Raw genomic sequence first — 21,296 nt, forward strand, 5'->3', positions numbered from 1 at the left:
CGATCCCGATGCTAGAGTCTCGTGAGTAAGGGCTGCCTTACCTCAGTCGCCATCAGAGAGTGTTCTTCCGTGCTCGCCACCTTCCTCATCGGGCTCCGCGAGGGTCTCGAAGCCGCGCTCGTCGTCGGCATCCTCGTCGCCTACCTGCGTCGTCTCGGGCGTCGCGACGCTCTTCCGAAGATGTGGGCCGGGGTCGGGCTCGCGATCGCCCTGGCTCTCGCCATCGGGGCCGTGCTCACGTTCGGGGCGTACGAGCTCACGTTCCAGGCGCAGGAGCTGATCGGCGGAGGGCTGTCGCTGGTCGCCGTCGCGATGGTCACCTGGATGATCTTCTGGATGCAACGGGCCGGCCGCACGATGAAGTCGACGCTGGAGAGCGGGATCGATCGCGCCCTCACGGCCGGCGGTCTCTGGGCGCTCATCGCGATCGGGTTCGTCTCGGTCGCCCGCGAGGGGATCGAGACGACGCTGCTGCTGTGGTCGATGGTGCAGTCCTTCGGCGACGCGCCCTCCGCTCTGCTGGGAGCGTTGCTCGGCCTCACCGTCGCGGTCCTGCTCGGCTGGCTGATCTCGCGCGGGGCCCTGCGCCTCGACCTCCGCCGCTTCTTCGCCTGGACCGGAGGCTTCCTCGTGATCGTCGCCGCCGGTGTCCTCGCGTACGCTCTGATGGACCTTCAGGAGGCCGGCGCGCTGCCGGGGCCGTTCACGGCCGCCGCGCCTCTCGACCCGGTCACGGGGGCGGTCGCCGTGGGGTGGGCGGCCTTCCCGTTCGGCTGGGCCTTCGACGTCTCCTCGGCGATCGCGCCCGGCGGCGCCCTCGCCTCGATCCTCCAGGCCACGGTCGGATTCATGCCGGCGATGACCTGGTTGCAGGTCGTCGCATGGGTCGTCTACATCGCCGTCGTCGGATGGCTCTACGTCCGCGGACTCCGCTCGGCGCGCTCGTCGCGGCGCGAGCAGAGGACCGCGTCCTCCTCCTCTCCCTCACTCTCACAGCAAGGAGCAGCATGATCACCTCGCACCGGGTCCTGACAGCGGTGGTGGCCGCTGGTGCCGCCGCCGTCCTCCTCAGCGGCTGCGTCGCGAAGAGCGATGCGAAAGCCGCGGCCGCCTTCGAGGTCTCCTCCACGGACGGCGACTGCGCCGTGTCCGGGTCCACCGCGAAGAGCGGGACCCTGACCTTCGACGTGACGAACGACACCGACCAGGTGTCCGAGTTCTACCTGCTCGCCGAGGACGGCCTGCGCATCGTCGGCGAGGTCGAGAACATCGCCCCTGCGGCGTCGCGCACGCTCACCGTGGTGGCGCAGCCGGGGGAGTACTTCACGCTCTGCAAGCCGGGCATGGTCGGCGAGGGCGTCGGCCGGGCCTCCTTCACCGTCACGGGCGACCGCGTCGCCGTCGACGGACCCGACGCGGAGCAGAAGCAGAAGGCTGTCGACCTCTACGGCGCGTTCGTGAAGGATCAGGTCGGACAGCTCGTCCCTGCGGTGGAGGACCTGGTCGCCGCCTACGAGTCCGGAGACGATGAGACCGCCCGCACGCTGTTCCCGCAGACCCGGGCATTCTACGAGCGCATCGAGCCGGTCGCCGAGGCGCTGGGCGACCTCGACCCTCGTATCGACTACCGCGAAGTCGATGCGGTCGCGGAGGGACTCGACTGGACCGGGTTCCACCGCATCGAGAAGGACCTCTGGGTTCCTGCGCAGGACGCCCTGAACGCCGACGGCGAGACCCCGGCCTGGCAGGACTGGGCGCCCTCGACGCCGGCAGAGCGTGCGGACTTCGGCGATCTGCTGCTCGCGGACGTGCAGGAGCTGTACGACTACGTGCACTCCGACGACTTCACGACAGCGCTCGACGACCAGGGCATCGGCGGCATCTCCAACGGCGCGATCGCGCTCCTCGACGAGGTCGCCACGGGCAAGATCTCCGGTGAGGAGGACTGGTGGTCCGGCACCGATCTGTACGACTTCGCGGCCAACGTCGAAGGCTCGAAGATGGCGTTCTCGCTCGTCCAGGACTTCGCGGCCGCCCAGGGCGACGACGGCGAGAAGCTGGTCTCCGAGATCGAGTCGGGCTACTCGGCGCTGGAAGCGTCGCTGGCGGCCCACGGCTCGCTGACCGAGGGCTTCGTCGGATATGCGGAGCTGACCGACGCGGACAAGCGCGAGTTCACGGACCTCATCAACGCGCTGGCCGAGCCGCTCTCGCAGCTCACGGGCACGGTGCTCGACTGACGGTCCGGTCACGGCGCACAGGAACGGTCGCAGAAGTGAACGAGTCGGAGGCCGACACCGCAGACGCGTCGGCGGCATCGGAGGCGGCGTCCGCCGGGGGCGGGCTGAGCAGGCGAGGGCTGCTCGGACTCGCCGTCGGTGGGGGTGTCGCCGGCCTCGCCGTCGGCATGGGGGCGGGGCTCACGGGCGGCGTCGCGCTCGGGCGGGCTCGGGCCGGCGAGGGCGCGAACCCCGTGTACGAGTTCTTCGGCGAGCACCAGGCGGGCATCACCACCCCGGTGCAGGACCATCTGCACTTCGCGAGCTTCGACATGATGCCCCGCACGGATCGCGACGACCTGATCTCCCTCCTGCAGGACTGGTCGTACGCGGCCGCGCGGATGACGCAGGGGCTCGAGGTGAGCGCGAGCGGCGCGGTGAACGGTCCCGCCGAGGCGCCTCCCGACGACACGGGGGAGGCATTGGGACTTCCCGCCGCCGGTCTGACCCTCACCATCGGGTTCGGCCCCGGACTCTTCGAGAACGAGGACGGCGACCGCTACGGCATCGCATCCAGGCGTCCGGCCGGCCTCGAACGCCTCCCGGCGTTCCTGGGAGACGACCTCGACCCGCAGGCCTCGCACGGCGACCTCTGCATCCAGGCCTGCGCCGACGATCCCCAGGTCGCTGTGCACGCGATCCGCAACCTCAGCCGTATCGCCTTCGGGCGCGCCCGGCTGCGGTGGTCTCAGCTCGGATTCGGCAAGACCTCGCGCACGACGGCGACGCAGGCCACACCCAGGAACCTCTTCGGCTTCAAGGACGGCACGGCGAACATCCTGGCCGATGACGCCGCAGCCCTCGCTGATCACGTCTGGGTGGCGGCCGACGACGAGCCCGCCTGGATGACGGGCGGCTCCTACCTCGTCGCGCGGAAGATCGCGATGCTGATCGAGACCTGGGACCGCGTGCGGCTGTCGGAGCAGGACACGATCATCGGCAGGGACAAGGGAGAGGGCGCACCGCTCTCCGGCGGAGACGAGTTCACCGCCCCGGACTTCCACGGCTCGGAGATCGACGCGAACAGTCACGTGCGTCTCGCCCATCCGGAGCAGAACGGGGGCGTGCGGATCCTCCGTCGCGGCTACAACTACGTCGACGGGAACAACGCGCTCGGACGGCTCGACGCGGGTCTGTTCTTCCTGTCCTATCAGCGCGACCCCGCGCAGTTCATCGCGCTGCAGCGACGCCTGTCGACGGACCGCATGAACGAGTACATCCGGCATGTCGGATCCGGGATCTGGGCGATCCCCGCCGGAGCCGCCCCCGGGTCGTATGTGGGAGCGGAACTCTTCGCCTGACCGTCAGGCGGCCGTCTCGTCGGCGTCTTCGAGGATGTCGACGACCGCGGCGGCGAAGGCGTCGGCGCCGAAGTGGTCGGCCGCGGTGACGGTCACCACGGCGTCGTCGAGGAGGATCAGCAGCTGGCCGTGTGCTCCGTGCAGTCGCCAGGCGCGCCCGGGGCCGCCCCAGCCTGCGAGCGCATACCGGGAGTAGCCGGGGTTCTCTCCGGCGATCACGCCGTTCCGGTGCATGCCGTCGATCCACTCTGGCGACACGAGCTGTCGACCTTCCCACATCCCTCGGTCTCGGAGGAGGAGTCCGATGCGCGCGATCTCGGTGGTGCGGAGATGCAGTCCGCCGCCTGCCTCGATGCGCCCGAGGGGGCAGCGTTCCCAGTGCGCCCCGTCGATGCCGAGCGGTCGGAAGAGACGGCGCTCGACATAGTCGCCGACGTCGCCCACGTGCGCCGCGAGGGCCGTCATGGCCGTGTAGGTGCTCGCGTTCGAGTACTGGAAGACCCGCCCCCTGGACGGGCGGCGCAGGAACTCGACAGCGAGGTCGGGCCAGTCGGTCATGAGCGTCTCCGACCACGGCAGGTCGATGCCGCTGGACATCGTCAGCAGATGGCGCAGCGTCACCTCGTCGACCCCCTCGCCGTACGCGACAGCGGGAAGCGAGGAGATCACCGGATCGTCGAACGAGATCGCACCCTCATCCGCGGCGATGGCTGCGGCCAGCACGCACACGCCCTTCGCGACCGAGTGCACATCCTCGCGCACATCCGGAGCCCAGCGGTGCTCGGCCTCGTCGGCGCCGATGCGCACGTGCAGTCCGTGGGCGTCGAATCCCGAAGCGGCCACGGTGCTGACGATGCGATCGCGCACGGCCTCGGCCGCGTTCACGACGCACGCGATTCCGGTCGCGGACGGCGCGAACCGGTCGGATCGTTCCGGCGCCCCTCGCGCGACGCGAGCTCCGGGTCCCGGAACAGCCACCGCGGTCGCGGCTCGACGAGCGGCCGGAAGAGCCACCGGACGGGCTTCGTCGCGAGCAGCAGGGCGACGACGACGGACAGGAGGGTCACCAGGGGGAGCCAGATCCAGGTGGGTTCGAGGTCCCGCAGAACGCCGCTCTCCCGGAACGGATACAGCACGAAGGAGTGCAGGAGATAGACGTACATCGTGTACTGGCCGAACGTGGTCCACCAGTACGAGCCGCGGGGGATCAGCGCGAAGAACGCGGCGCACAGCACCACGGCGAGCAGCATCAGCGCGACACGGATCGCTCCCGCCCACCACTGCTCGCCGACCAGGTCGGAGTAGGAGTCCTCATAGAAGAGCCAGTGCCGCAGATCGACGGCCTGCCATACCGGCAGCCAGTTCCACGCCGCCCAGCCGGTCGCGGCGAAGACGGCGAGCGCGCACGCGCGGATCCACCACGGACGGAAGTCCAGCAGCCTCAGCCGGTCGACGATGCCCCGCTCGCGCAGCCACCAGCCGAGGGCGAAGAACGGCAGCAGGCCGAGCGTGCGGGAGAGCGAGAAGGTGCTGTCGACGTTGGGGAGGTACCCGGATCCGATCGAGATGATCACGGTCCACAGCAGCGGCCAGCGCAGCAGCGCGAGATAGGGCAGGACGAGCCGGAAGATGCCGAGGGCGAGCAGGAACCACAGCGTCCAGCTGGGCTGGGTGAAGTTGGGTGTGGCTTCTCCCTCGATGAGCCACTTCGTGAGGGTCCACAGCGTCTCGAAGATCACGTAGGGGAGGATGATGTCGGTGATGACCCGCGCCATCTGGGTGCGTGTGGGCGAGGCGGATTTCGAGAAGTATCCGGAGATGATCGCGAATGCCGGCATGTGGAAGGCGTACAGCGCCAGGTAGAACGCGAACGCGATGTCCGAGTCGTAGATGAGGCGCTGGATCGCATGGCCGAGGACCACCAGCACGATGCACGCGTAGCGGGCGTTGTCCCAGAAGGGCACGCGTCGTCGCCTGCGCTGAACGGATCCTGTCGTGGGCCCTGCGATGTCCGCCCCGGCACTGCTCATCGTTCGAGATTACAGGCCGGGAATAAAGTTGCTCTGAGCGCGTTGACCCATATACATTCAAATGAATAGAAACGGATGCCGAGTCATCCGGTTCGGAGAAACACGGAGCAATCATGAGCGAGCAGTCCAGCGCGCAGGCGATGCAGTTCGGCATCATGTCGGTCAGCGACATCACCCGCGACCCCACGACGGGGATCACCCCCAGCGAGCAGGAGCGCATCAAGGCGACGACGGCCATCGCCGTGCACGCGGAGGAGGTCGGCCTCGACGTCTTCGCGATCGGCGAGCACCACAACCCGCCCTTCTGGTCCTCGAGCCCCACGACCTTCCTCGCCGCCCTCGCGGCCCAGACCGAGCGTCTCATCGTCTCCACGTCGACCACCCTCATCACGACGAACGACCCCGTGCGCATCGCCGAGGAGTATGCGATGCTGCAGCACGTCTCCGACGGACGCATGGACCTCATGCTCGGCCGCGGCAACACCGGCCCCGTCTACCCGTGGTTCGGCCAGGACATCCGCCAGGGGCTTCCGCTGGCGATCGAGAACTACGCGCTCCTGCACAAGCTGTGGCGCGAAGACGTCGTGGACTGGGAGGGCAAGTTCCGCACCCCGCTCCAGGGCTTCACCTCGACCCCGCGTCCGCTCGACGGCATCGCGCCGTTCGTGTGGCACGGCTCCATCCGCACGCCCGAGATCGCCGAGCAGGCGGCCTACTACGGTGACGGGTTCTTCGCGAACAACATCTTCTGGCCGAAGGAGCACTACCAGCGCCTGATCGAGCTGTACCGGCAGCGCTTCGAGCACTACGGGCACGGCACCCGCGAGCAGGCGATCGTCGGCCTCGGCGGCCAGGTGTTCATGGCCGCGAAGTCGCAGGACGCCGTGAACCAGTTCCGCCCGTACTTCGACAACGCGCCCGTCTACGGTCACGGTCCGAGCATGGAGGACTTCACCGAGATGACCCCGCTGACGGTGGGCTCGCCGCAGCAGGTCATCGACCGGTACGCCGCGATGCGCGAGCACTACGGCGACTACCAGCGCCAGCTGTTCCTCATCGACCACGCCGGGCTGCCGCTGAAGACCGTGCTCGAGCAGCTCGACATCCTCGGCTCCGAGGTGGTGCCCGTGCTGCGCAAGGAGCTCGCGAAGGACCGGCCGGCCGCCGTGCCGGATGCCCCGACCCACGCGTCGCGTGTCAAGGCCCAGTACGGCGACGGACCCACCCGTCAGGCGCGTCCCGGTGCGAACCGGGGCGACAACCTGACCGGCGACTCGCCGTACCAGGACACGCCCGCACCGGCGGGCGCCGCATTCGGACTCGGCCGGAAGGAGGCCTGAGATGACCACGCGTCGCATCGCCGTCGTCGCGGCGGGACTGTCGAACCCCTCATCCACGAGGATGCTCGCGGATCGGCTCGCCGCGGAGACCGTCAAGGCGCTCGGCGAACACGACATCGAGGCCACCGTCGACGTGATCGAACTGCGCGACTACGCGCACGACATCACGAACAACATGCTGACCGGTTTCGCGCCGCCGGCGCTGGAGACCGCGATCAACACGGTGGTCTCGGCCGACGCCCTCATCGCCGTGACGCCGATCTTCTCGACGAGCTACTCGGGACTGTTCAAGTCGTTCATCGACGTGCTCGACCCCGACGCCCTCACCGGCAAGCCCGTGCTCATCGGTGCGAACGCGGGGACGGCTCGGCACTCGCTCGCCATCGACTATGCGATCCGGCCCCTGTTCGCCTACCTGCACGCGGAGGCCGTGTCGACCGGTGTGTTCGCGGCCTCCAGCGACTGGGGAGGCTCCGGAGACGACGTCGCCCCGCTCGCCAAGCGCGTGGAGAAGGGCGCCAGGGAGCTGGCGGACGCGATCGCCCGCCGGGAGGTCACCGCCGTCGCCGATCCGTACGACCCGGCGACCTACCTCGGCGAAGGGCGATCCTTCGGCCACATGCTGGGTGGCCTCGCGGGGGAGTGACCCGCGCAGCACGATCGGAAGTGCCCCGCTCCTGACCCGGAGCGGGGCACTTCGTCGTCTCGCGGTCAGGCGTCGTCACCCGCGGCGGCTCCACCGGCGAGGGCGGCCGTGACCTCGTCGTCCGCGACCTCGTCGAAGCGCCGGTAGTACTGCCCCACCGCGACGAAACCGGCGGGCTGCCGCACGCACACGACCGAGTCAGCCGCCGTGATCCGTGATGCCGCATCCGGGGCACCGACGGGCGCCGCGACGACGACCGTGCCGGCGCCGAGGGATCGGGCGACGAGGCACGCCGCCTGCGCGGTCGCTCCCGTCGCGATGCCGTCATCCACGATCAACGCGGTGCGTCCGCCCAGGGGCCGGAGCGCGTGGCCGCGTCGGAGCATCTGCACTCGGGCGTCGAGCACGGCACGCTCCCGCTCCTCCACGGCGGCGACCTCGGACGCAGGGATCCGCAGGGAGTGCACCAGGCGATCGTCGAGGATGCGGACGCCCGCTTCGCCGATCGCACCCATGGCCACCTCCGGCTGCCACGGGACGCCGAGCTTGCGGACGACGATGACGTCGAGGGGCGCCCCGAGGCGCCGGGCGATCACGGCCGCGACAGGCACGCCACCGCGCGGGAGCCCGAGGACCACGGGTTCCGGCAGGACGGAGCCGGACAGCAGCTCTGCGAGCTGTGCCGCCGCGTCGTCGCGGTCCTCGAAGACCGCTTCAGGGCTCGTGGTCATCGCTGCGTCGTGTCGTCGGATGACGGAGGGGGATACGGGAGCCCGAAGAAGCGGGCTCCCGCATCCGAGTGGTCAACCGCTCTTGCGTCGGAACTCGCGCCGCGTCTGCGGAGCGGCCGCACCGTGCACGGCGGAGTCGCCGTCGAGGTGGGCTTCGCCCTGCCGGTGGTGCGCGTTCTTCTTCTCGAGCGCTTCCTTGAACTTGCGCTTCATCTCCTCGGAGGAGCTGGCGCCTTCTTCGGTGCTCATGCCCCGAGCCTAGAGCACGCGTTGCGGCTGGTCACCCTCTCCTGCGGCGCACGCACAGGTCGATCAGCAGGCCCAGGCCGACAGCGCACACGATCGACACGGGCACGGCGACCAGCGGACCTCCGGGGACGACACTCGCGACGACCGCGCCCACGGCCGCCTGGTACAGCGCCCAGCCGGTCGCGGCGAGCGCGACGAGTCCGAGGTAGCGCGGCGGGTGGATGCGTGAGGCGCCAGCGACGAGATTGATGGCCAGCCGCGCGAACGGAACGAAACGGGCGGTGAACAGCACCGTGGCCGTCCCGCCGTCCAGCCGCTTCGCCGCCCAGCCGAGGGCCTGCCGCACCCGCGGGGTCCGCATCCACCGCCAGCGCTCGAGGCCGACCCGTCGTCCGATGACGTAGCAGCACGCGTCGCCGACGGACGCGGCCAGCGCCGCGCACATCACGACGCTCCACAACGGCGGCGATCCGGACGTCACGGCGAGCGCTCCGAGCGCCGTCACCGCGATCTCGCCGGGCACGACCACGAAGAAGGCGTCTCCGACGACGAGAAGGCTCATCAGACCCAGACTCCATGGAGACGTGAGCAGGTCGGTCAGCAGGTCCGTCGGCACGCGATCCACTGTGCCCGCCGAGGGTGAACGGCAACCAACGACGGGATAGCCGGTGACCTGCTGCCCAGCATCGGGTGAACATCCGGTGCCCTGCGTCGTTTCCGGGCGGAGGCACCGCCGATCGCCGTCATCCTGGGGCTGTGAGAGTAGCGATCGTCACGGAGTCCTTCCTTCCGCACATGAACGGCGTCACCGGCTCGGTGCTGCAGATCCTCCGCCACCTCGAACGTCTCGGACACGAGGCGCATGTCATCGCCCCCTCCGCGCTCGGCGCCCCTGGCCAGGTCTCCGGCGCTCGGATCGAGGCGATCCCCAGCCTCCCGCTTCCCGGGTACCGCCACGTCCGGGTCGGCACCTCGAGCTCGTCCCGCATCGCCGCGTCCCTGCGCCGGTTCGACCCGGACGTCGTGCACCTCGCCTCGCCGTTCGCCCTGGGGTGGCGCGGTGTCCTGGCGGCCGACTCCCTCTCCGTCGCCTCCGTGGCCGCGTACCAGACCGATGTGGCGGCCTACACCGAGCGCTACCGGATCGCGGCGACCACCGGACTGGCGCAGACGCACATCGCCCGGCTGCACCGGCGGGCGACCCTCACCCTGGCGCCGTCCGCGGAGTCGGCGGGACAGCTCGCGGAACTCGGGGTCGACCGGGTCAGACGCTGGGGCAGAGGGGTGGACGCCGAGCGCTTCCACCCCTCGCACCGTTCCCTCCCGCTCCGGGCCGGTTGGGGTGCCGAGATCGTGGTCGGCTACGTGGGAAGGCTCGCGCCCGAGAAGCAGGTCGAGGATCTGGCCGCGCTGCGCGACATCCCGGGGAGCCGGCTCGTCATCGTCGGCGACGGTCCGAGCAGACCCCGCCTGGAGCGGCTGCTGCCCGACGCCCTCTTCCTCGGTCACCTCGAGGGAGCCGAGCTCGCCACAGCGATGGCCTCGTTCGATCTGTTCGTGCACCCGGGGGAGAGCGAGACCTTCGGGCAGACGCTGCAGGAGGCGCACGCCAGCGGAGTGCCCGTGGTCGCCACAGGGCGCGGCGGCCCGTTGGACCTCGTGCGGATGGGGATCGACGGCTGGCTGTACCGCCCGGGCGACCTCGAGGACCTGCGTCTGCGCGTGGCCGACCTCGCCGGCGATCAGCGCAAACGTCACGCTTTCGGGGAAGCCGGTCGCGAGGGCGTCCAGCACCGCGGCTGGGCGAGTGTCTGCGATCAGCTCCTGGAGCACTTCGACGAGGCACGGACCCTGCACCTGTCGGACGTGCGCGCCCGCGCTCGCCGCATCGTGCGACCCGAGCCGCCACTCCCGGTCGCACCGCGGCGCTGGCATCGCTATGTCGCCCTGGGGGACTCCCTCACCGAGGGACTGTGCGACCCGGCACCCGATGGCGCGCTGCGCGGCTGGGCCGACCGTCTCGCGCTGCTCCTCGCCGCCCGAGGCGGGCTGCACTACGCGAACCTCGCCATCCGGTCGAAGCGTGTGCGAGACCTCTGCGGCGTCCAGCTCGAACGGGCGCTGGAGCTCCGCCCCGACCTGGTCTCGATCCTGATCGGAGCCAACGACCTCGTGAAGCACCGCGTCGACATCGCGGCGCTCGCCGCGGAGGTGGAGGATGCCGTCCGAAGGCTCCGGGGCACCGGCGCCGACGTCCTCCTCGTCACGCCGTTCCTCCCCGGGCGGCGGGCGGCGTCGATCTACACGCGCCGGTTCGCCGCGTTCGCCACCGCTCTCGCCGGCGTCGCCGCACGCACGGGAGCGATCCTGATCGACACCGACCTGCACCCGGAGCTGGCGGATCGACCGAACTGGGGTGAGGACCTGGTGCATCTCAGCAGCCGCGGCCACCGTTTCCTCGCGTACCGCGCGGGCGAGCTGCTCGGCGTGCCGGACGCCGACGCCCTCGGAGTGCTCGACGCCGCGCTGCACGAGCACGAGCCCGTCGGCGCCGGGGTGTGGTGGCGCCGGCACGCTCTGCCGTGGGTGTGGCGGCGGCTGCACGGTCGCACGGCCGGAGACGGACGGAACGCGAAGCACGACGATTACGTGTACCTGGGCCGATCCGCGGCGCCGCGGGGCGCGGTCGTCCGCTGAGCCGCGCCGTCGTCAGTGCGATCCCGCGCCGACGTGCTGCCACCCCGCAGCGCGCCACGCCGCCGCATCGAGAGCCCCGGAGACGTCGACGACGATGCGCCCTCGCACGAGTCCGCCCGCTCGTTCCGGCGACAGGGGAGAGCCGTCGTGGTCCCACGCGGTGACGACGAGGGCGTCCGCCTCGCGCAGGGCCTCATCGCGATCCCGCGCAGCGACGGATCTCGATGCCCCGGTGGCCGGGGCATCGACGACAGCGCCGTACACGGCCACGTCGGCTCCCAGTCCGCGGAGGCGCGTCGCCACCTCGCGGCCGAGGGGATGAGCTGGGTCATCGGACGCGTGACCCCGCGCGAGGACGGCGATCCGTCGTCCGAAGACGCGTCCGCCGAGGGCGTCGGCGGCGAGCCGGACGACGTCGTCCCGCTGTCGGAGGCCGGTCGGGTCGAGGTCCGCGGAGTCGATCGTTGACGTTCGCATCGGCCCAGCACAGCGGATGAGCGTCACGCCACGGCATCCGCAGGGTGAACGGCGCGTTGCCGCGGTCTGTCGGCTCGGTGATCCGCGTCGGGAGTCGGATTCCAGGTGGGCGCTGGTAGGGTGGACGGGGTCGACCTGCGTCGACTCCACAACTTCATATCGACTCATGGAGCGATCGGCGGAGAAGCTGGTCCCCTGTGGTGGGTTCCTCGGCAGGTGTCGGGTGGCTTTCTACTGGTGGCCAGCGCAGGCGAGATTCGCGGGAGTGCCCGCGCGCCCGAACCCTTCCGTTCCGCTCCTTTGAACACGCTCGCGCGTCATACGGACTCGCGAGTCTAAACAAAGAAGGAGAGACCTCTTGGAAGGTCCTGAAATCACCGCCACCGAGGCCGTTCTCGACAACGGCCGCTTCGGCACCCGCACCATCCGCTTCGAGACCGGCCGCCTCGCGCAGCAGGCTCAGGGCGCCGTCGCCGCGTACCTCGACGGCGAGACCATGCTCCTCTCGGCCACCAGCGCCGGCAAGCACCCGCGCGAGGGCTTCGACTTCTTCCCGCTGACGGTCGACGTCGAGGAGCGCTCGTACGCCGCGGGCAAGATCCCCGGCTCGTTCTTCCGCCGTGAGGGTCGTCCCTCGACCGAGGCGATCCTCGTCTGCCGTCTGATCGACCGTCCGCTGCGTCCGTCGTTCGTCGACGGGCTCCGCAACGAGGTCCAGATCGTCATCACCGTCCTCTCGATCGCTCCGGGCGAGTTCTACGACGCGCTCGCGATCAACGCCGCCTCGGCATCGACGCAGATCTCCGGTCTGCCGTTCTCGGGCCCCGTCGCCGGTGTGCGCCTCGCGTTCATCCCGGGTCACGGCCAGCACGAGGACCAGTGGGTCGCGTTCCCGACCGCGGAGCAGGTCTCCGAGGCCGTGTTCGACCTGATCGTCGCCGGTCGCGTCGTCACCAAGGCCGACGGCTCGGAAGACGTCGCCATCATGATGGTGGAGGCCGAGGCGACCGAGGGCAGCTGGAACCTGATCAAGGCCGGCGCCACGAAGCCGAGCGAAGAGATCGTGGCCCAGGGCCTCGAGGCCTCGAAGCCGTTCATCGCCCAGCTCGTCAAGGCTCAGGCCGAGCTCGCCTCGACCGCATCGAAGGAGCCGGGCGTCTACCCGGTCTTCCCCGCGTACAGCGACGAGGTCTACGACTTCGTCTCCGAGCGCGCGTTCGCCGAGCTCAGCGACGTGTACCAGATCGCCGACAAGACCGAGCGTCAGACGGCCGACGACGCGATCAAGGACCGCGTCAAGGCCGAGCTGATCGAGGCCACCGAGGCGGGTTCGCTCCCGGCCGCGGCTCCGCTCGAGTTCTCCGCCGCGTACAAGTCCGTCACGAAGAAGATCGTGCGCGGTCGCATCCTCACCGAGGGCGCTCGCATCGATGGTCGTGGCCTGGCGGACATCCGTCCGCTCGACGCCGAGGTGCAGGTCATCCCGCGCGTGCACGGCTCCGCGATCTTCCAGCGCGGCGAGACCCAGATCCTGGGCATCACCACGCTGAACATGCTCAAGATGGAGCAGCAGATCGACTCGCTGTCGCCCACGACGAGCAAGCGCTACATGCACCACTACAACTTCCCGCCCTACTCGACCGGCGAGACCGGCCGTGTCGGTTCGCCGAAGCGTCGCGAGATCGGGCACGGCTTCCTCGCCGAGCGCGCCCTCGTGCCGGTGCTGCCGAGCCGCGAGGAGTTCCCCTACGCGATCCGTCAGGTGTCCGAGGCGCTCAGCTCCAACGGCTCCACGTCGATGGGCTCCGTCTGCGCATCGACGCTGTCGCTGCTGAACGCGGGTGTGCCGCTGCGCGCTCCCGTCGCCGGCATCGCGATGGGTCTCGTCTCCGACGAGGTCGACGGTGAGACCCGCTACGCGGCGCTGACCGACATCCTGGGTGCGGAGGACGCGCTCGGCGACATGGACTTCAAGGTCGCCGGTACCAGCGAGTTCGTCACCGCCATCCAGCTCGACACGAAGCTCGACGGCATCCCGTCGTCGGTGCTCGCGGGTGCGCTGACCCAGGCCAAGGAGGCTCGTCTGACGATCCTCAACGTCCTGAACGCGGCGATCGACGCTCCGGACGAGATGGCGCCGACCGCGCCGCGCGTCATCAGCGTGCAGATCCCGGTCGACAAGATCGGCGAGCTGATCGGCCCGAAGGGCAAGACGATCAACGCGATCCAGGACGAGACCGGTGCGCAGATCTCCATCGAGGAGGACGGCACCGTCTACATCGGCGCGACCGACGGTCCCTCGGCCGAGGCCGCCCGTGCCCAGGTCAACGCGATCGCCAACCCCACCAACCCGGAGGTCGGGGAGCAGTTCCTCGGCACCGTCGTGAAGATCGCCACCTTCGGTGCGTTCGTCTCGCTCCTGCCGGGCAAGGACGGCCTGCTCCACGTCACCGAGGTGCGCAAGCTCGCCGGTGGCAAGCGCGTCGAGAACGTCGATGACGTCCTCTCGGTCGGCCAGAAGATCCTCGTGAAGATCACGAAGATCGACGACCGCGGCAAGCTGTCGCTCGAGCCCGTGCTCGACGATGCGCCCGCTGCGGACGCGGCTCCGGCGGAGGACGCCGCCGCCGAGTAATCGTCTCCCGGATCCGGAACCCGGGCCCGTCCTCGCGGATGGACCCGGGTTCCGTCGTCTTCGGTGTGACCGAATCGTTATCGGACGTTTCCGCGCCGTTCCCCGGATTGGTCGGGACGTTCGACGAAGTCGCTTACCCTCGAAGTACGCACCGGGGGGTGCAGAGTCAGCAGGTACGCAGGTCGGCACGCACCGACCGAGGCGGGGGTGAGAGAGTATGCGGTTGTTCGGCGTAGGCGCAGGGGCGTCCGCAGACACTGCCCTGAACGAGGCTTCGGAGCACCCGTCTGCCCCGATCCCGATCGTGGGCCCTGGCGTGGGGGAGACCATCCGCGTGCCGCTCGGTGAGACGGGGTATGAAGCGTTCCCGCTGATCCTCGGCGCCGCGGAATTCGGCTGGAACGTCGATCTCGAGACCAGCCACGGCCTTCTCGACCGCTACATGGAGTTCGGCGGAAACGCGATCCACACGGCCGACGGGTTCTCCGGAGGGCGCAGCGAGCACATCATCGGACAGTGGCTGCGGTCGAGGGGTCGCCGGGATCGCACTCTTCTCAGCGTGCGCATCGGCGCGCATGCGGACAACCCCGGCCTGGGGTCGGTCAACCTGGTCCGTGCCGTCGAGGGTTCTCTGACGCGCCTGGGCGTCGAGCGCATCGACGTCGTCTACCTCGATGCCACGCTCGATGCCACCACGAACCTCGAGGACACCCTCGCCACCGTCGAATGGCTGGCGGAGGCCGGCAAGATCGGCGCGCTCGGCGCCTACGGCTTCGCTCCGGAGCGTCTGGTCGAGGCGCGCATCCTCGCCGCTGCGGGCTACCCGCGTATCCATGTGATCGATGCGCCGTACAACCTCGTCAGACGACAGCCGTTCGAGGGGGATCTCCGGCTCGTCGCCGGTGCGCAGAACCTCGCGGTGACGCCATCCCACGCCCTCGAGCACGGGTTCCTCTCCGGCAGGCACCGCAACAAGGCGCTCACTTCGCGCGGCGTGCGGGGGGAGCAGCTGCGAGGTCACCTCAATCGACGGGGCATCAAGATCCTCCGGGCCCTCGACCAGGTGGCCGAGGAGCTCGGCGTGCCGGTGGCGGCCGTCTCGATCGCGTGGCTGCTCGCGCAGCGCACGGTCGCCGCCCCGATCGTGAACGCCTTCGCGGCCGATCACGTCGACGAGCTGATGCAGGGAGCAGGCGTCTCCCTGTCGCGGAGCCAGGTCGCCGAGCTCACCCGGGCAGGCAACTGAGGACAGTCCCGCCCGTGACGTAGGGTGGAAGAGAAGACCGGCGGATGCTGGCGATGAAGCGAGCGAGTTGTGACGCACTACATATATCTGGTCAGACATGGTGAACATCAGGATGCGGAGCATGGACTCGCAGACGGCCCCCTCTCCCCGCGGGGGCAGCGTCAGGCGGAGCTGATCGCGGACCGGCTCTCGGGCCTGCCGCTCGACGCCGTCTGGCATTCGCCGCTGCTCCGTGCGAACGAGACGGCGCGCGCGATCGCCGCTCGCCTGCCCTCGGTGGACCCCGAGCCCACCGCCCTGCTGTTCGACTGCGTGCCCACCGGGATGACCGAGGAGACCCCCGCGGTCTTCGAGCCGTTCTTCGGGTCGGTGACCGAGGCGGAGATCGAGGCGGGGCGCGCGCAGATGGCCGACGCCGTCAACGAGTTCCTGGTGCGCAAGACGGGCGACGTGCACGAGGTGCTCATCACGCACAACTTCGTCATCTCCTGGTTCGTGCGCGAGGTGCTCGCCGCGCCCGAATGGCGGTGGATGACGCTCAACCAGTCGCACTGCGGTCTGACGGTCATCGCGCAGAAGCAGGGACGGCCGTGGACGCTCCTGACGCACAACGACACCGGTCACCTGCCGGTCGAGCTCCGCACGGGCATCCCCGACGCGCTGCTGGTCTGATCGCGACGCGACGGGGCGCGAGGAGGTCCGCCCGAACGACGGCGGCACGATTGTTTCGCTCCCTCGGCCCGCGCGCCCCCGACCGGACCCCGCGGCCCGCGAAATAGACTGGACACATGACCTACCAGGTGGCACTCGTCGGCGGAACCGGGAAGCTCGGCACCATCATCAACGGGGTGATCGACGAGCTCGAGGGCTTCGAAGTGAGCCGGGTGCTGACGTCGTCCAGCGATCTGTCGGAGGTGGACGGCGCCGACCTGGTCGTCGACGCGTCGACCCCGCAGGTGAGCATCGAAGTGGTCCGCGCGGCCGTCGACCGGGGGATCAACGTCCTGGTCGCCACGTCGGGCTGGTCCTCCGAGCGGATCGCACTGGTGCGTCCGCTCGTCGAGGCCGCAGGCACCGGAGCGGTGTTCATCCCGAACTTCTCCCTCGGATCCGTGCTCGGCTCGGCACTGGCCGCGGCGGCGGCGCCGTTCTTCGGATCCGCGGAGATCGTCGAGGCGCATCGGGAGACCAAGATCGACTCGCCCAGTGGGACGGCGGTGCGCACCGCCGAGCTCATCGCCGCGGCACGTGCGGAGCAGGGCCCGGTGAGCGCGCCCCACGCGGATCAGCGCGCGCGGGGACAGCAGGTGGGCAGCGTGCCCATCCACTCGCTGCGGCGTCCCGGCGTCGTCGCGAAGCAGGAGGTCATTCTCTCCGGCCCCGGCGAGTCCCTCACGTTCACGCATGACACGACGGACTCGGCACTCGCGTACGCGCCGGGCATCCGGCTCGCCGTTCCCTACGCGCTCTCGGCCACCGGGGTGGTCGTCGGGCTCGAGCACATGATCGACATCGGCATCCGCTCGTGATGTCCCGCATCGGCGTCGGGCTGATGGCGGCGGCGCTGCTGGTCTACCTCGCGGTCGCGATCTGGCTCGCCGTCATGTTCATCTCGGTCGGCACTCCCGTCTCCATCGGCATGGGCATCACGCTCCTGGTGCTGGCGCCGATCGGCGCCTGGGCGCTCGTCCGCGAGATGATGTTCGGCTTCGGCGCGGATCGTCTCGGCCGCATTCTCGACGCCGAGGGCGGGATGCCGCCGGTCGAGACGGAGCTGACGCCGAGCGGCCGCATCGCCCGGGCCGACGCCGACCCGCTGATCGCGCGGTACGCGTCCGCCGCGGATGCGGCCGCCGACGACTGGCGCGCGCGGTACCGTCTCGGTGTCGTCCAGGATGCCGCGGGCCGCCGGAAGGACGCCAGGGCCAGCATCCGGGAAGCCATCCGACTCTCTCGGCGCTGACGGCTCCCGCCGACCCTGGTGGCCCGGGTTCAGGCGAGTGTGGCTTCGAGAGTGATCTCGATGCCGGCGAGGGCCTGCGACACGGGGCAGCCGGTCTTGGCTCCGTTCGCGATCTCCTGGAACGCCTCGGGGGTGAGACCGGGGACGGCGGCGTTCACATTGAGGTGACTGCCGGTGATCCCCACGCCGGGCTTGAAGGTGACGGACGCGGTGGTGTTGACGCGCTCCGGTGGCGTGCCGTTCTCCGCCAGTGCGTTCGACAGCGCCATGCTGAAGCAGGAGGCGTGCGCCGCGGCGATGAGTTCCTCGGGGGTCGTGGTGGTGTCGCTGCCCTCGCTGCGCGCCTTCCAGTCGATGGGGAAGGTGCCGAGGTGGGACGACGAGAACGCGACCGTGCCGGATCCCTCCAGGAGCGATCCTGTCCACGTGCTGGCGGCTTCGCTGGTGACGGGCATGATTCCTCCGGTTCTCGCGCTGCGCGACTGCAGCGTCGACTCGTGATCAGCCTAGCGAGAGCCTCGACCGGGCGGAACCGCTCTCAGGAGGCGGAGGCCTCGCGTCCGACGACCCCGGAGCGCTGCAGCAGCAGATAGATCTGGCAGCCGAGGCAGAACGCGAAGGCGGCGTTGAGGAAGGCGGCGATGAAGGCGGCGGCCGTCGCGATCGGCAGTGCCCACGGCACACCGAGGAGGTGCAGCACGAGGCCGATCCCGACGACGAGGAGTCCGACGCCCTGCGCGAAGCGGGGCGGGCGGGGATCCTCGAGCTCGGTCGGCGGCGCGAGACGAGGACGGACCACCGAGCGGAACAGCGCGCTCCACGGTGCGCTACGCGGGGAGAGCACGCCCCAGAGGAAGAGCAGCGCGAGCACGAGGGCCAGCAGGAACCCGGGGTCCAGCGCGCGCTGTGCGAGCGATGCGGACGAGATCGCCCAGGGCCCACCCGGGGGGAAGACGTCTCCCGACAAGGGAGCGGTCGCCACCCAGGTGGACCGTGCCGTCGAGATGCCGATCAGCGCCAGGAACGTGGCGACCAGAAGGAGGACGGCGGTGATGGTCGCGGCGAAGCGGGGGCCTCGCGGGTCGATGCCGGCGGGTGTGGTCATCTCTGCTCCTGTGTTCGTACCTCAGACGGCGGCGAGGGCCTCGGCAAGGGCCTGTGGCCGCGGCACTCCGTGGAATCGCGCACGGACGGCACCGGAGCCGTCGACCACGAAGGTCGTCGGCGTCTGCAGCACCCGGTAGCGCGTCGAGAGATCGGGACGGTGCGTCAGGTCCACCTCCAGATGGCGGAGCCCGTCGTGCTCGGACGCGTATGCACCGAGAAGTCGACGCACCTGCGGGCACCTCGCGCACATCTCCGTGCTGAACTGCACCAGCGTCGCCCGAGCGCCGAGTTCGGTCGCCGCGGCATCGGCGGGATCGAAGCGCAGCGCACCACCGTCGCGCCGCCGCCCGTCACGGCGGCGCAGCACGATCCCCGCGACCGTCGCGAGCGCGAGAAGGGCTGCGGCGATCCCCAGGGCGAGCACGGGAGACATGGCTCGAGCGTACGGGGCCTCGTCACCCGCCGGAGCCGATGTTTCAGACCATGACGTGCGGCCGCTGCGTGCCGGGGATCCGCCCGAGAGGAGGAGCGGGAAGGTATCGTGGCTCCCATGAGCGCAGCCGTTCCGACTCCCTATGAAGACCTGCTCCGTGACGTGCTGGAGACGGGCACGCATAAGTCGGACCGGACCGGCACCGGGACCACGAGCGTCTTCGGCAGGCAGATCCGCTTCGACCTGTCGAAGGGCTTCCCGCTGATCACCACCAAGCGCGTGCACTTCAAGTCGATCGCATACGAACTGCTCTGGTTCCTGCAGGGCGACTCCAACGTCCGCTGGCTCCAGGAGAACGGCGTCTCGATCTGGGATGAGTGGGCCGATGAGTCCGGTGACCTCGGTCCGGTGTACGGCGTGCAGTGGCGCTCCTGGCCGACCCCGGACGGGGGGAGCATCGACCAGCTCTCCGAGGTGATCGAGCAGATCCGCCGCTCTCCGGACTCGCGCAGACTGATCGTCTCGGCCTGGAACCCTGCCGACATCCCCGACATGGCGCTCGCTCCCTGCCACGCGCTCTTCCAGTTCTACGTCGCAGACGGCCGGCTCTCGTGCCAGCTCTATCAGCGCAGCGCCGACATGTTCCTCGGCGTGCCGTTCAACATCGCCTCGTACGCGCTGCTCACGATGATGATCGCCCAGCAGGTGGGTCTGGAGCCCGGAGACTTCGTCTGGACGGGCGGCGACTGCCACATCTACGACAATCACGTCGAGCAGGTGCGCGAGCAGCTGTCGCGGGACCCCTACCCCTACCCGACGCTGCGCTTCGCCCGAAAGCCGGAATCCATCCTCGACTACACGTACGACGATCTCGTGGTCGAGGACTACCAGCACCACGCCCCGATCCGCGCGGCGGTGGCGGTATGACCTGGGTCGGCCTGATCTGGGCCGAGGCGCACGGCGGCGTGATCGGTGCCGAGGGCGGCATGCCCTGGCACGTTCCGGAGGATCTCGCCCACTTCAAGGAGACCACCCTCGGCGCACCCGTCGTGATGGGGCGCAAGACCTGGGACTCCCTGCCCGAGCGGTTCCGTCCCCTCGCCGGCCGCGAGAACATCGTGGTGACGCGGCAGCAGGACTGGGCGGCGGAGGGCGCTCGGCGCGCCGCGACGGTCGCGGAAGCCGTGCGGGGTCTCGACCGGGTGTGGATCATCGGCGGGGCGGAGATCTTCCGCCAGGTGATCGGCGATGCCGACCGCCTGGAGGTCACGGAGCTCGACCTCGACGTCGACGGCGATGCCTACGCTCCCTCGAAGTCCGGCTGGCGCCTGATCGATGAGGGCGAGTGGCAGACCTCCCGCTCCGGAGTCCGCTACCGCTTCCTCGGATACGAGCGCTGATGCCCACCGCGCTGATCACCGGTGCCAGTGCCGGCCTGGGTGCCGAGTTCGCCCGTCAGCTGGCTCGACGCCGCGCCGATCTCGTCCTCGTCGCGCGAACCGAGGACGCACTGAACGCACTGGGGGCCGAGTTGCGCAGCGAATACGGCGTGGCCGTCGAGGTCCTCGCCGCGGATCTGGCGGACGAGTCGGGGGTGGAGAAGGTCGCCGAGCGGCTGCGTGACACGACCGATCCCATCGACCTGCTGGTCAACAACGCCGGTTTCGGTCTTCCGCTGCAGTTCGCCGACAACGACATCGACGACGAGGTCCGTCACCTCCGCGTGCACGTCGAGGCACCCATGCGGCTCATGCACGCGGCCCTGCAGTCCATGCGAGGACGCGGTGGACGCATCATCAACGTGGCCTCCGTCGCCGGGTTCATCTCGCGGTCGACCTATTCCGCCTGCAAGTCGTGGCTGATCGGATTCAGCCGGTGGGCCAACGCCGAGTACGCGAGCGACGGGGTCACCGTCACCGCCCTGTGCCCCGGCTTCACGCACACGTCCTTCCACGAGCGCATGGGCCTGGCCGTCGGCGACGAGGGTGTTCCCGGCTTCCTGTGGCTGAACGCCCGCGATGTCGTGCGCGCGGGCCTGCGGGACGCCGCGCTCGGCCGGTCGGTCTCGGTGCCGTCGCTGCGATACAAGCTGATCGTGGGGATCTCCCGTTCCCTGCCCAGCGCCCTCACGTCCCGCGTGGCGCGTCGCGGACGGGTCTGAG

The 21,296-nt window shown here is 69.9% G+C and carries 23 protein-coding genes; 14 read left to right on the forward strand and 9 right to left on the reverse strand.

Features of this window, described 5'->3' with window-relative positions; genetic code table 11:
• Positions 1-69: 69 nt before the first annotated feature.
• Genes efeU through efeB form a run of 3 tightly spaced genes read left to right on the forward strand, consistent with a single transcriptional unit; the run spans position 70 to position 3,580 of the window.
• On the forward strand, positions 70-1,011 hold the full coding sequence (gene efeU, locus F6A08_RS09905; protein ID WP_151459363.1) for an iron uptake transporter permease EfeU: 942 nt from the start codon (positions 70-72) through the stop codon (positions 1,009-1,011).
• Positions 1,008-2,240: an iron uptake system protein EfeO gene (gene efeO, locus F6A08_RS09910; protein WP_124895368.1), complete on the forward strand. Its 1,233-nt coding sequence runs from the start codon at positions 1,008-1,010 to the stop codon at positions 2,238-2,240. Before efeU ends, efeO begins: the two co-directional genes overlap by 4 nt.
• A 35-nt stretch (positions 2,241-2,275) precedes the next feature.
• Positions 2,276-3,580, forward strand: a complete 1,305-nt coding sequence (gene efeB, locus F6A08_RS09915) for an iron uptake transporter deferrochelatase/peroxidase subunit (RefSeq protein WP_192576744.1) — start codon at positions 2,276-2,278, stop codon at positions 3,578-3,580.
• A gap of 3 nt (positions 3,581-3,583) precedes the next feature.
• Here the strand turns inward: efeB and F6A08_RS09920 are convergent, their stop codons facing one another.
• Together F6A08_RS09920 and F6A08_RS09925 are read right to left on the reverse strand one after the other, a co-directional pair.
• Entirely contained in the window at positions 3,584-4,465 is an 882-nt protein-coding gene (locus F6A08_RS09920) for a serine hydrolase domain-containing protein (RefSeq protein WP_124895369.1), read from the reverse strand.
• Complete coding sequence (locus F6A08_RS09925) at positions 4,462-5,610, reverse strand: acyltransferase family protein (protein ID WP_151459364.1); 1,149 nt, start codon at positions 5,608-5,610, stop codon at positions 4,462-4,464. Before F6A08_RS09925 ends, F6A08_RS09920 begins: the two co-directional genes overlap by 4 nt.
• Positions 5,611-5,723: 113 nt before the next feature.
• Between F6A08_RS09925 and F6A08_RS09930 the strand changes: the two genes are divergently transcribed.
• Positions 5,724-6,950: an LLM class flavin-dependent oxidoreductase gene (locus F6A08_RS09930; protein ID WP_017203064.1), complete on the forward strand. Its 1,227-nt coding sequence runs from the start codon at positions 5,724-5,726 to the stop codon at positions 6,948-6,950.
• A gap of 1 nt (position 6,951) precedes the next feature.
• Positions 6,952-7,596, forward strand: a complete 645-nt coding sequence (locus F6A08_RS09935; RefSeq protein ID WP_017203063.1) for an FMN reductase — start codon at positions 6,952-6,954, stop codon at positions 7,594-7,596.
• Between the two features lie 65 nt (positions 7,597-7,661).
• Here the strand turns inward: F6A08_RS09935 and F6A08_RS09940 are convergent, their stop codons facing one another.
• The 3 genes from F6A08_RS09940 to F6A08_RS09950 form a co-directional block, all read right to left on the reverse strand.
• The gene (locus F6A08_RS09940; RefSeq protein ID WP_151459365.1) at positions 7,662-8,327 is read right to left on the reverse strand and encodes a phosphoribosyltransferase; all 666 of its coding nucleotides are present in this window, start codon (positions 8,325-8,327) and stop codon (positions 7,662-7,664) included.
• Positions 8,328-8,399: 72 nt separating this feature from the next.
• The gene (locus F6A08_RS09945; protein ID WP_017203061.1) at positions 8,400-8,576 is read right to left on the reverse strand and encodes a DUF5302 domain-containing protein; all 177 of its coding nucleotides are present in this window, start codon (positions 8,574-8,576) and stop codon (positions 8,400-8,402) included.
• Between the two features lie 31 nt (positions 8,577-8,607).
• The gene (locus F6A08_RS09950) at positions 8,608-9,192 is read right to left on the reverse strand and encodes a DedA family protein (RefSeq protein ID WP_124895372.1); all 585 of its coding nucleotides are present in this window, start codon (positions 9,190-9,192) and stop codon (positions 8,608-8,610) included.
• A gap of 140 nt (positions 9,193-9,332) precedes the next feature.
• On the opposite strand from F6A08_RS09950, the gene F6A08_RS09955 reads away from it, so the two are divergent.
• Positions 9,333-11,273, forward strand: coding sequence for a GDSL-type esterase/lipase family protein (locus tag F6A08_RS09955; RefSeq protein WP_151459366.1), 1,941 nt, complete (start codon positions 9,333-9,335; stop codon positions 11,271-11,273).
• Positions 11,274-11,285: 12 nt separating this feature from the next.
• On the opposite strand, the gene F6A08_RS09960 is transcribed toward F6A08_RS09955, so the two are convergent.
• Positions 11,286-11,750: a hypothetical protein gene (locus F6A08_RS09960; RefSeq protein ID WP_151459367.1), complete on the reverse strand. Its 465-nt coding sequence runs from the start codon at positions 11,748-11,750 to the stop codon at positions 11,286-11,288.
• A gap of 358 nt (positions 11,751-12,108) precedes the next feature.
• On the opposite strand from F6A08_RS09960, the gene F6A08_RS09965 reads away from it, so the two are divergent.
• The 5 genes from F6A08_RS09965 (at position 12,109) to F6A08_RS09985 (ending at position 17,594) form a co-directional block, all read left to right on the forward strand.
• Positions 12,109-14,385 carry a polyribonucleotide nucleotidyltransferase gene (locus F6A08_RS09965; protein ID WP_124895375.1) on the forward strand — a complete coding sequence of 759 codons (2,277 nt, stop codon included), beginning with the start codon at positions 12,109-12,111 and terminating at the stop codon, positions 14,383-14,385.
• 316 nt (positions 14,386-14,701) lie between these two features.
• On the forward strand, positions 14,702-15,631 hold the full coding sequence (locus F6A08_RS09970; protein WP_017204391.1) for an aldo/keto reductase: 930 nt from the start codon (positions 14,702-14,704) through the stop codon (positions 15,629-15,631).
• 69 nt (positions 15,632-15,700) lie between these two features.
• Positions 15,701-16,303, forward strand: coding sequence for a histidine phosphatase family protein (locus F6A08_RS09975; protein WP_017204392.1), 603 nt, complete (start codon positions 15,701-15,703; stop codon positions 16,301-16,303).
• A gap of 116 nt (positions 16,304-16,419) precedes the next feature.
• Positions 16,420-17,160, forward strand: coding sequence for a 4-hydroxy-tetrahydrodipicolinate reductase (gene dapB, locus F6A08_RS09980; protein ID WP_017204393.1), 741 nt, complete (start codon positions 16,420-16,422; stop codon positions 17,158-17,160).
• Positions 17,160-17,594 (forward strand): hypothetical protein, encoded by a 435-nt coding sequence (locus F6A08_RS09985; RefSeq protein WP_017204394.1) that lies wholly within the window; start codon positions 17,160-17,162, stop codon positions 17,592-17,594. Before dapB ends, F6A08_RS09985 begins: the two co-directional genes overlap by 1 nt.
• 29 nt (positions 17,595-17,623) lie before the next feature.
• Here F6A08_RS09985 and F6A08_RS09990 read toward each other — a convergent pair whose 3' ends face one another.
• From F6A08_RS09990 to F6A08_RS10000, 3 genes are all read right to left on the reverse strand, one after another.
• The gene (locus tag F6A08_RS09990) at positions 17,624-18,049 is read right to left on the reverse strand and encodes an OsmC family peroxiredoxin (RefSeq protein ID WP_017204395.1); all 426 of its coding nucleotides are present in this window, start codon (positions 18,047-18,049) and stop codon (positions 17,624-17,626) included.
• Positions 18,050-18,132: 83 nt separating this feature from the next.
• Positions 18,133-18,699 carry a DUF4395 domain-containing protein gene (locus tag F6A08_RS09995; RefSeq protein ID WP_151459368.1) on the reverse strand — a complete coding sequence of 189 codons (567 nt, stop codon included), beginning with the start codon at positions 18,697-18,699 and terminating at the stop codon, positions 18,133-18,135.
• Between the two features lie 21 nt (positions 18,700-18,720).
• Positions 18,721-19,134 (reverse strand): thioredoxin family protein, encoded by a 414-nt coding sequence (locus F6A08_RS10000; RefSeq protein ID WP_017204397.1) that lies wholly within the window; start codon positions 19,132-19,134, stop codon positions 18,721-18,723.
• Between the two features lie 117 nt (positions 19,135-19,251).
• Between F6A08_RS10000 and F6A08_RS10005 the strand changes: the two genes are divergently transcribed.
• From F6A08_RS10005 to F6A08_RS10015, 3 genes are read left to right on the forward strand one after another with little or no spacing between them, the layout of a single operon-like run.
• The gene (locus tag F6A08_RS10005) at positions 19,252-20,061 is read left to right on the forward strand and encodes a thymidylate synthase (RefSeq protein ID WP_017204398.1); all 810 of its coding nucleotides are present in this window, start codon (positions 19,252-19,254) and stop codon (positions 20,059-20,061) included.
• Positions 20,058-20,534, forward strand: a complete 477-nt coding sequence (locus F6A08_RS10010) for a dihydrofolate reductase (protein ID WP_017204399.1) — start codon at positions 20,058-20,060, stop codon at positions 20,532-20,534. The genes F6A08_RS10005 and F6A08_RS10010 overlap by 4 nt, the downstream gene beginning before the upstream one ends.
• Positions 20,534-21,295, forward strand: coding sequence for an SDR family NAD(P)-dependent oxidoreductase (locus tag F6A08_RS10015; RefSeq protein WP_151459369.1), 762 nt, complete (start codon positions 20,534-20,536; stop codon positions 21,293-21,295). The genes F6A08_RS10010 and F6A08_RS10015 overlap by 1 nt, the downstream gene beginning before the upstream one ends.
• Position 21,296 lies beyond the last annotated feature (1 nt).

This window comes from Microbacterium algeriense, from assembly GCF_008868005.1.
Taxonomy (GTDB): Bacteria; Actinomycetota; Actinomycetes; order Actinomycetales; family Microbacteriaceae; genus Microbacterium; species Microbacterium algeriense.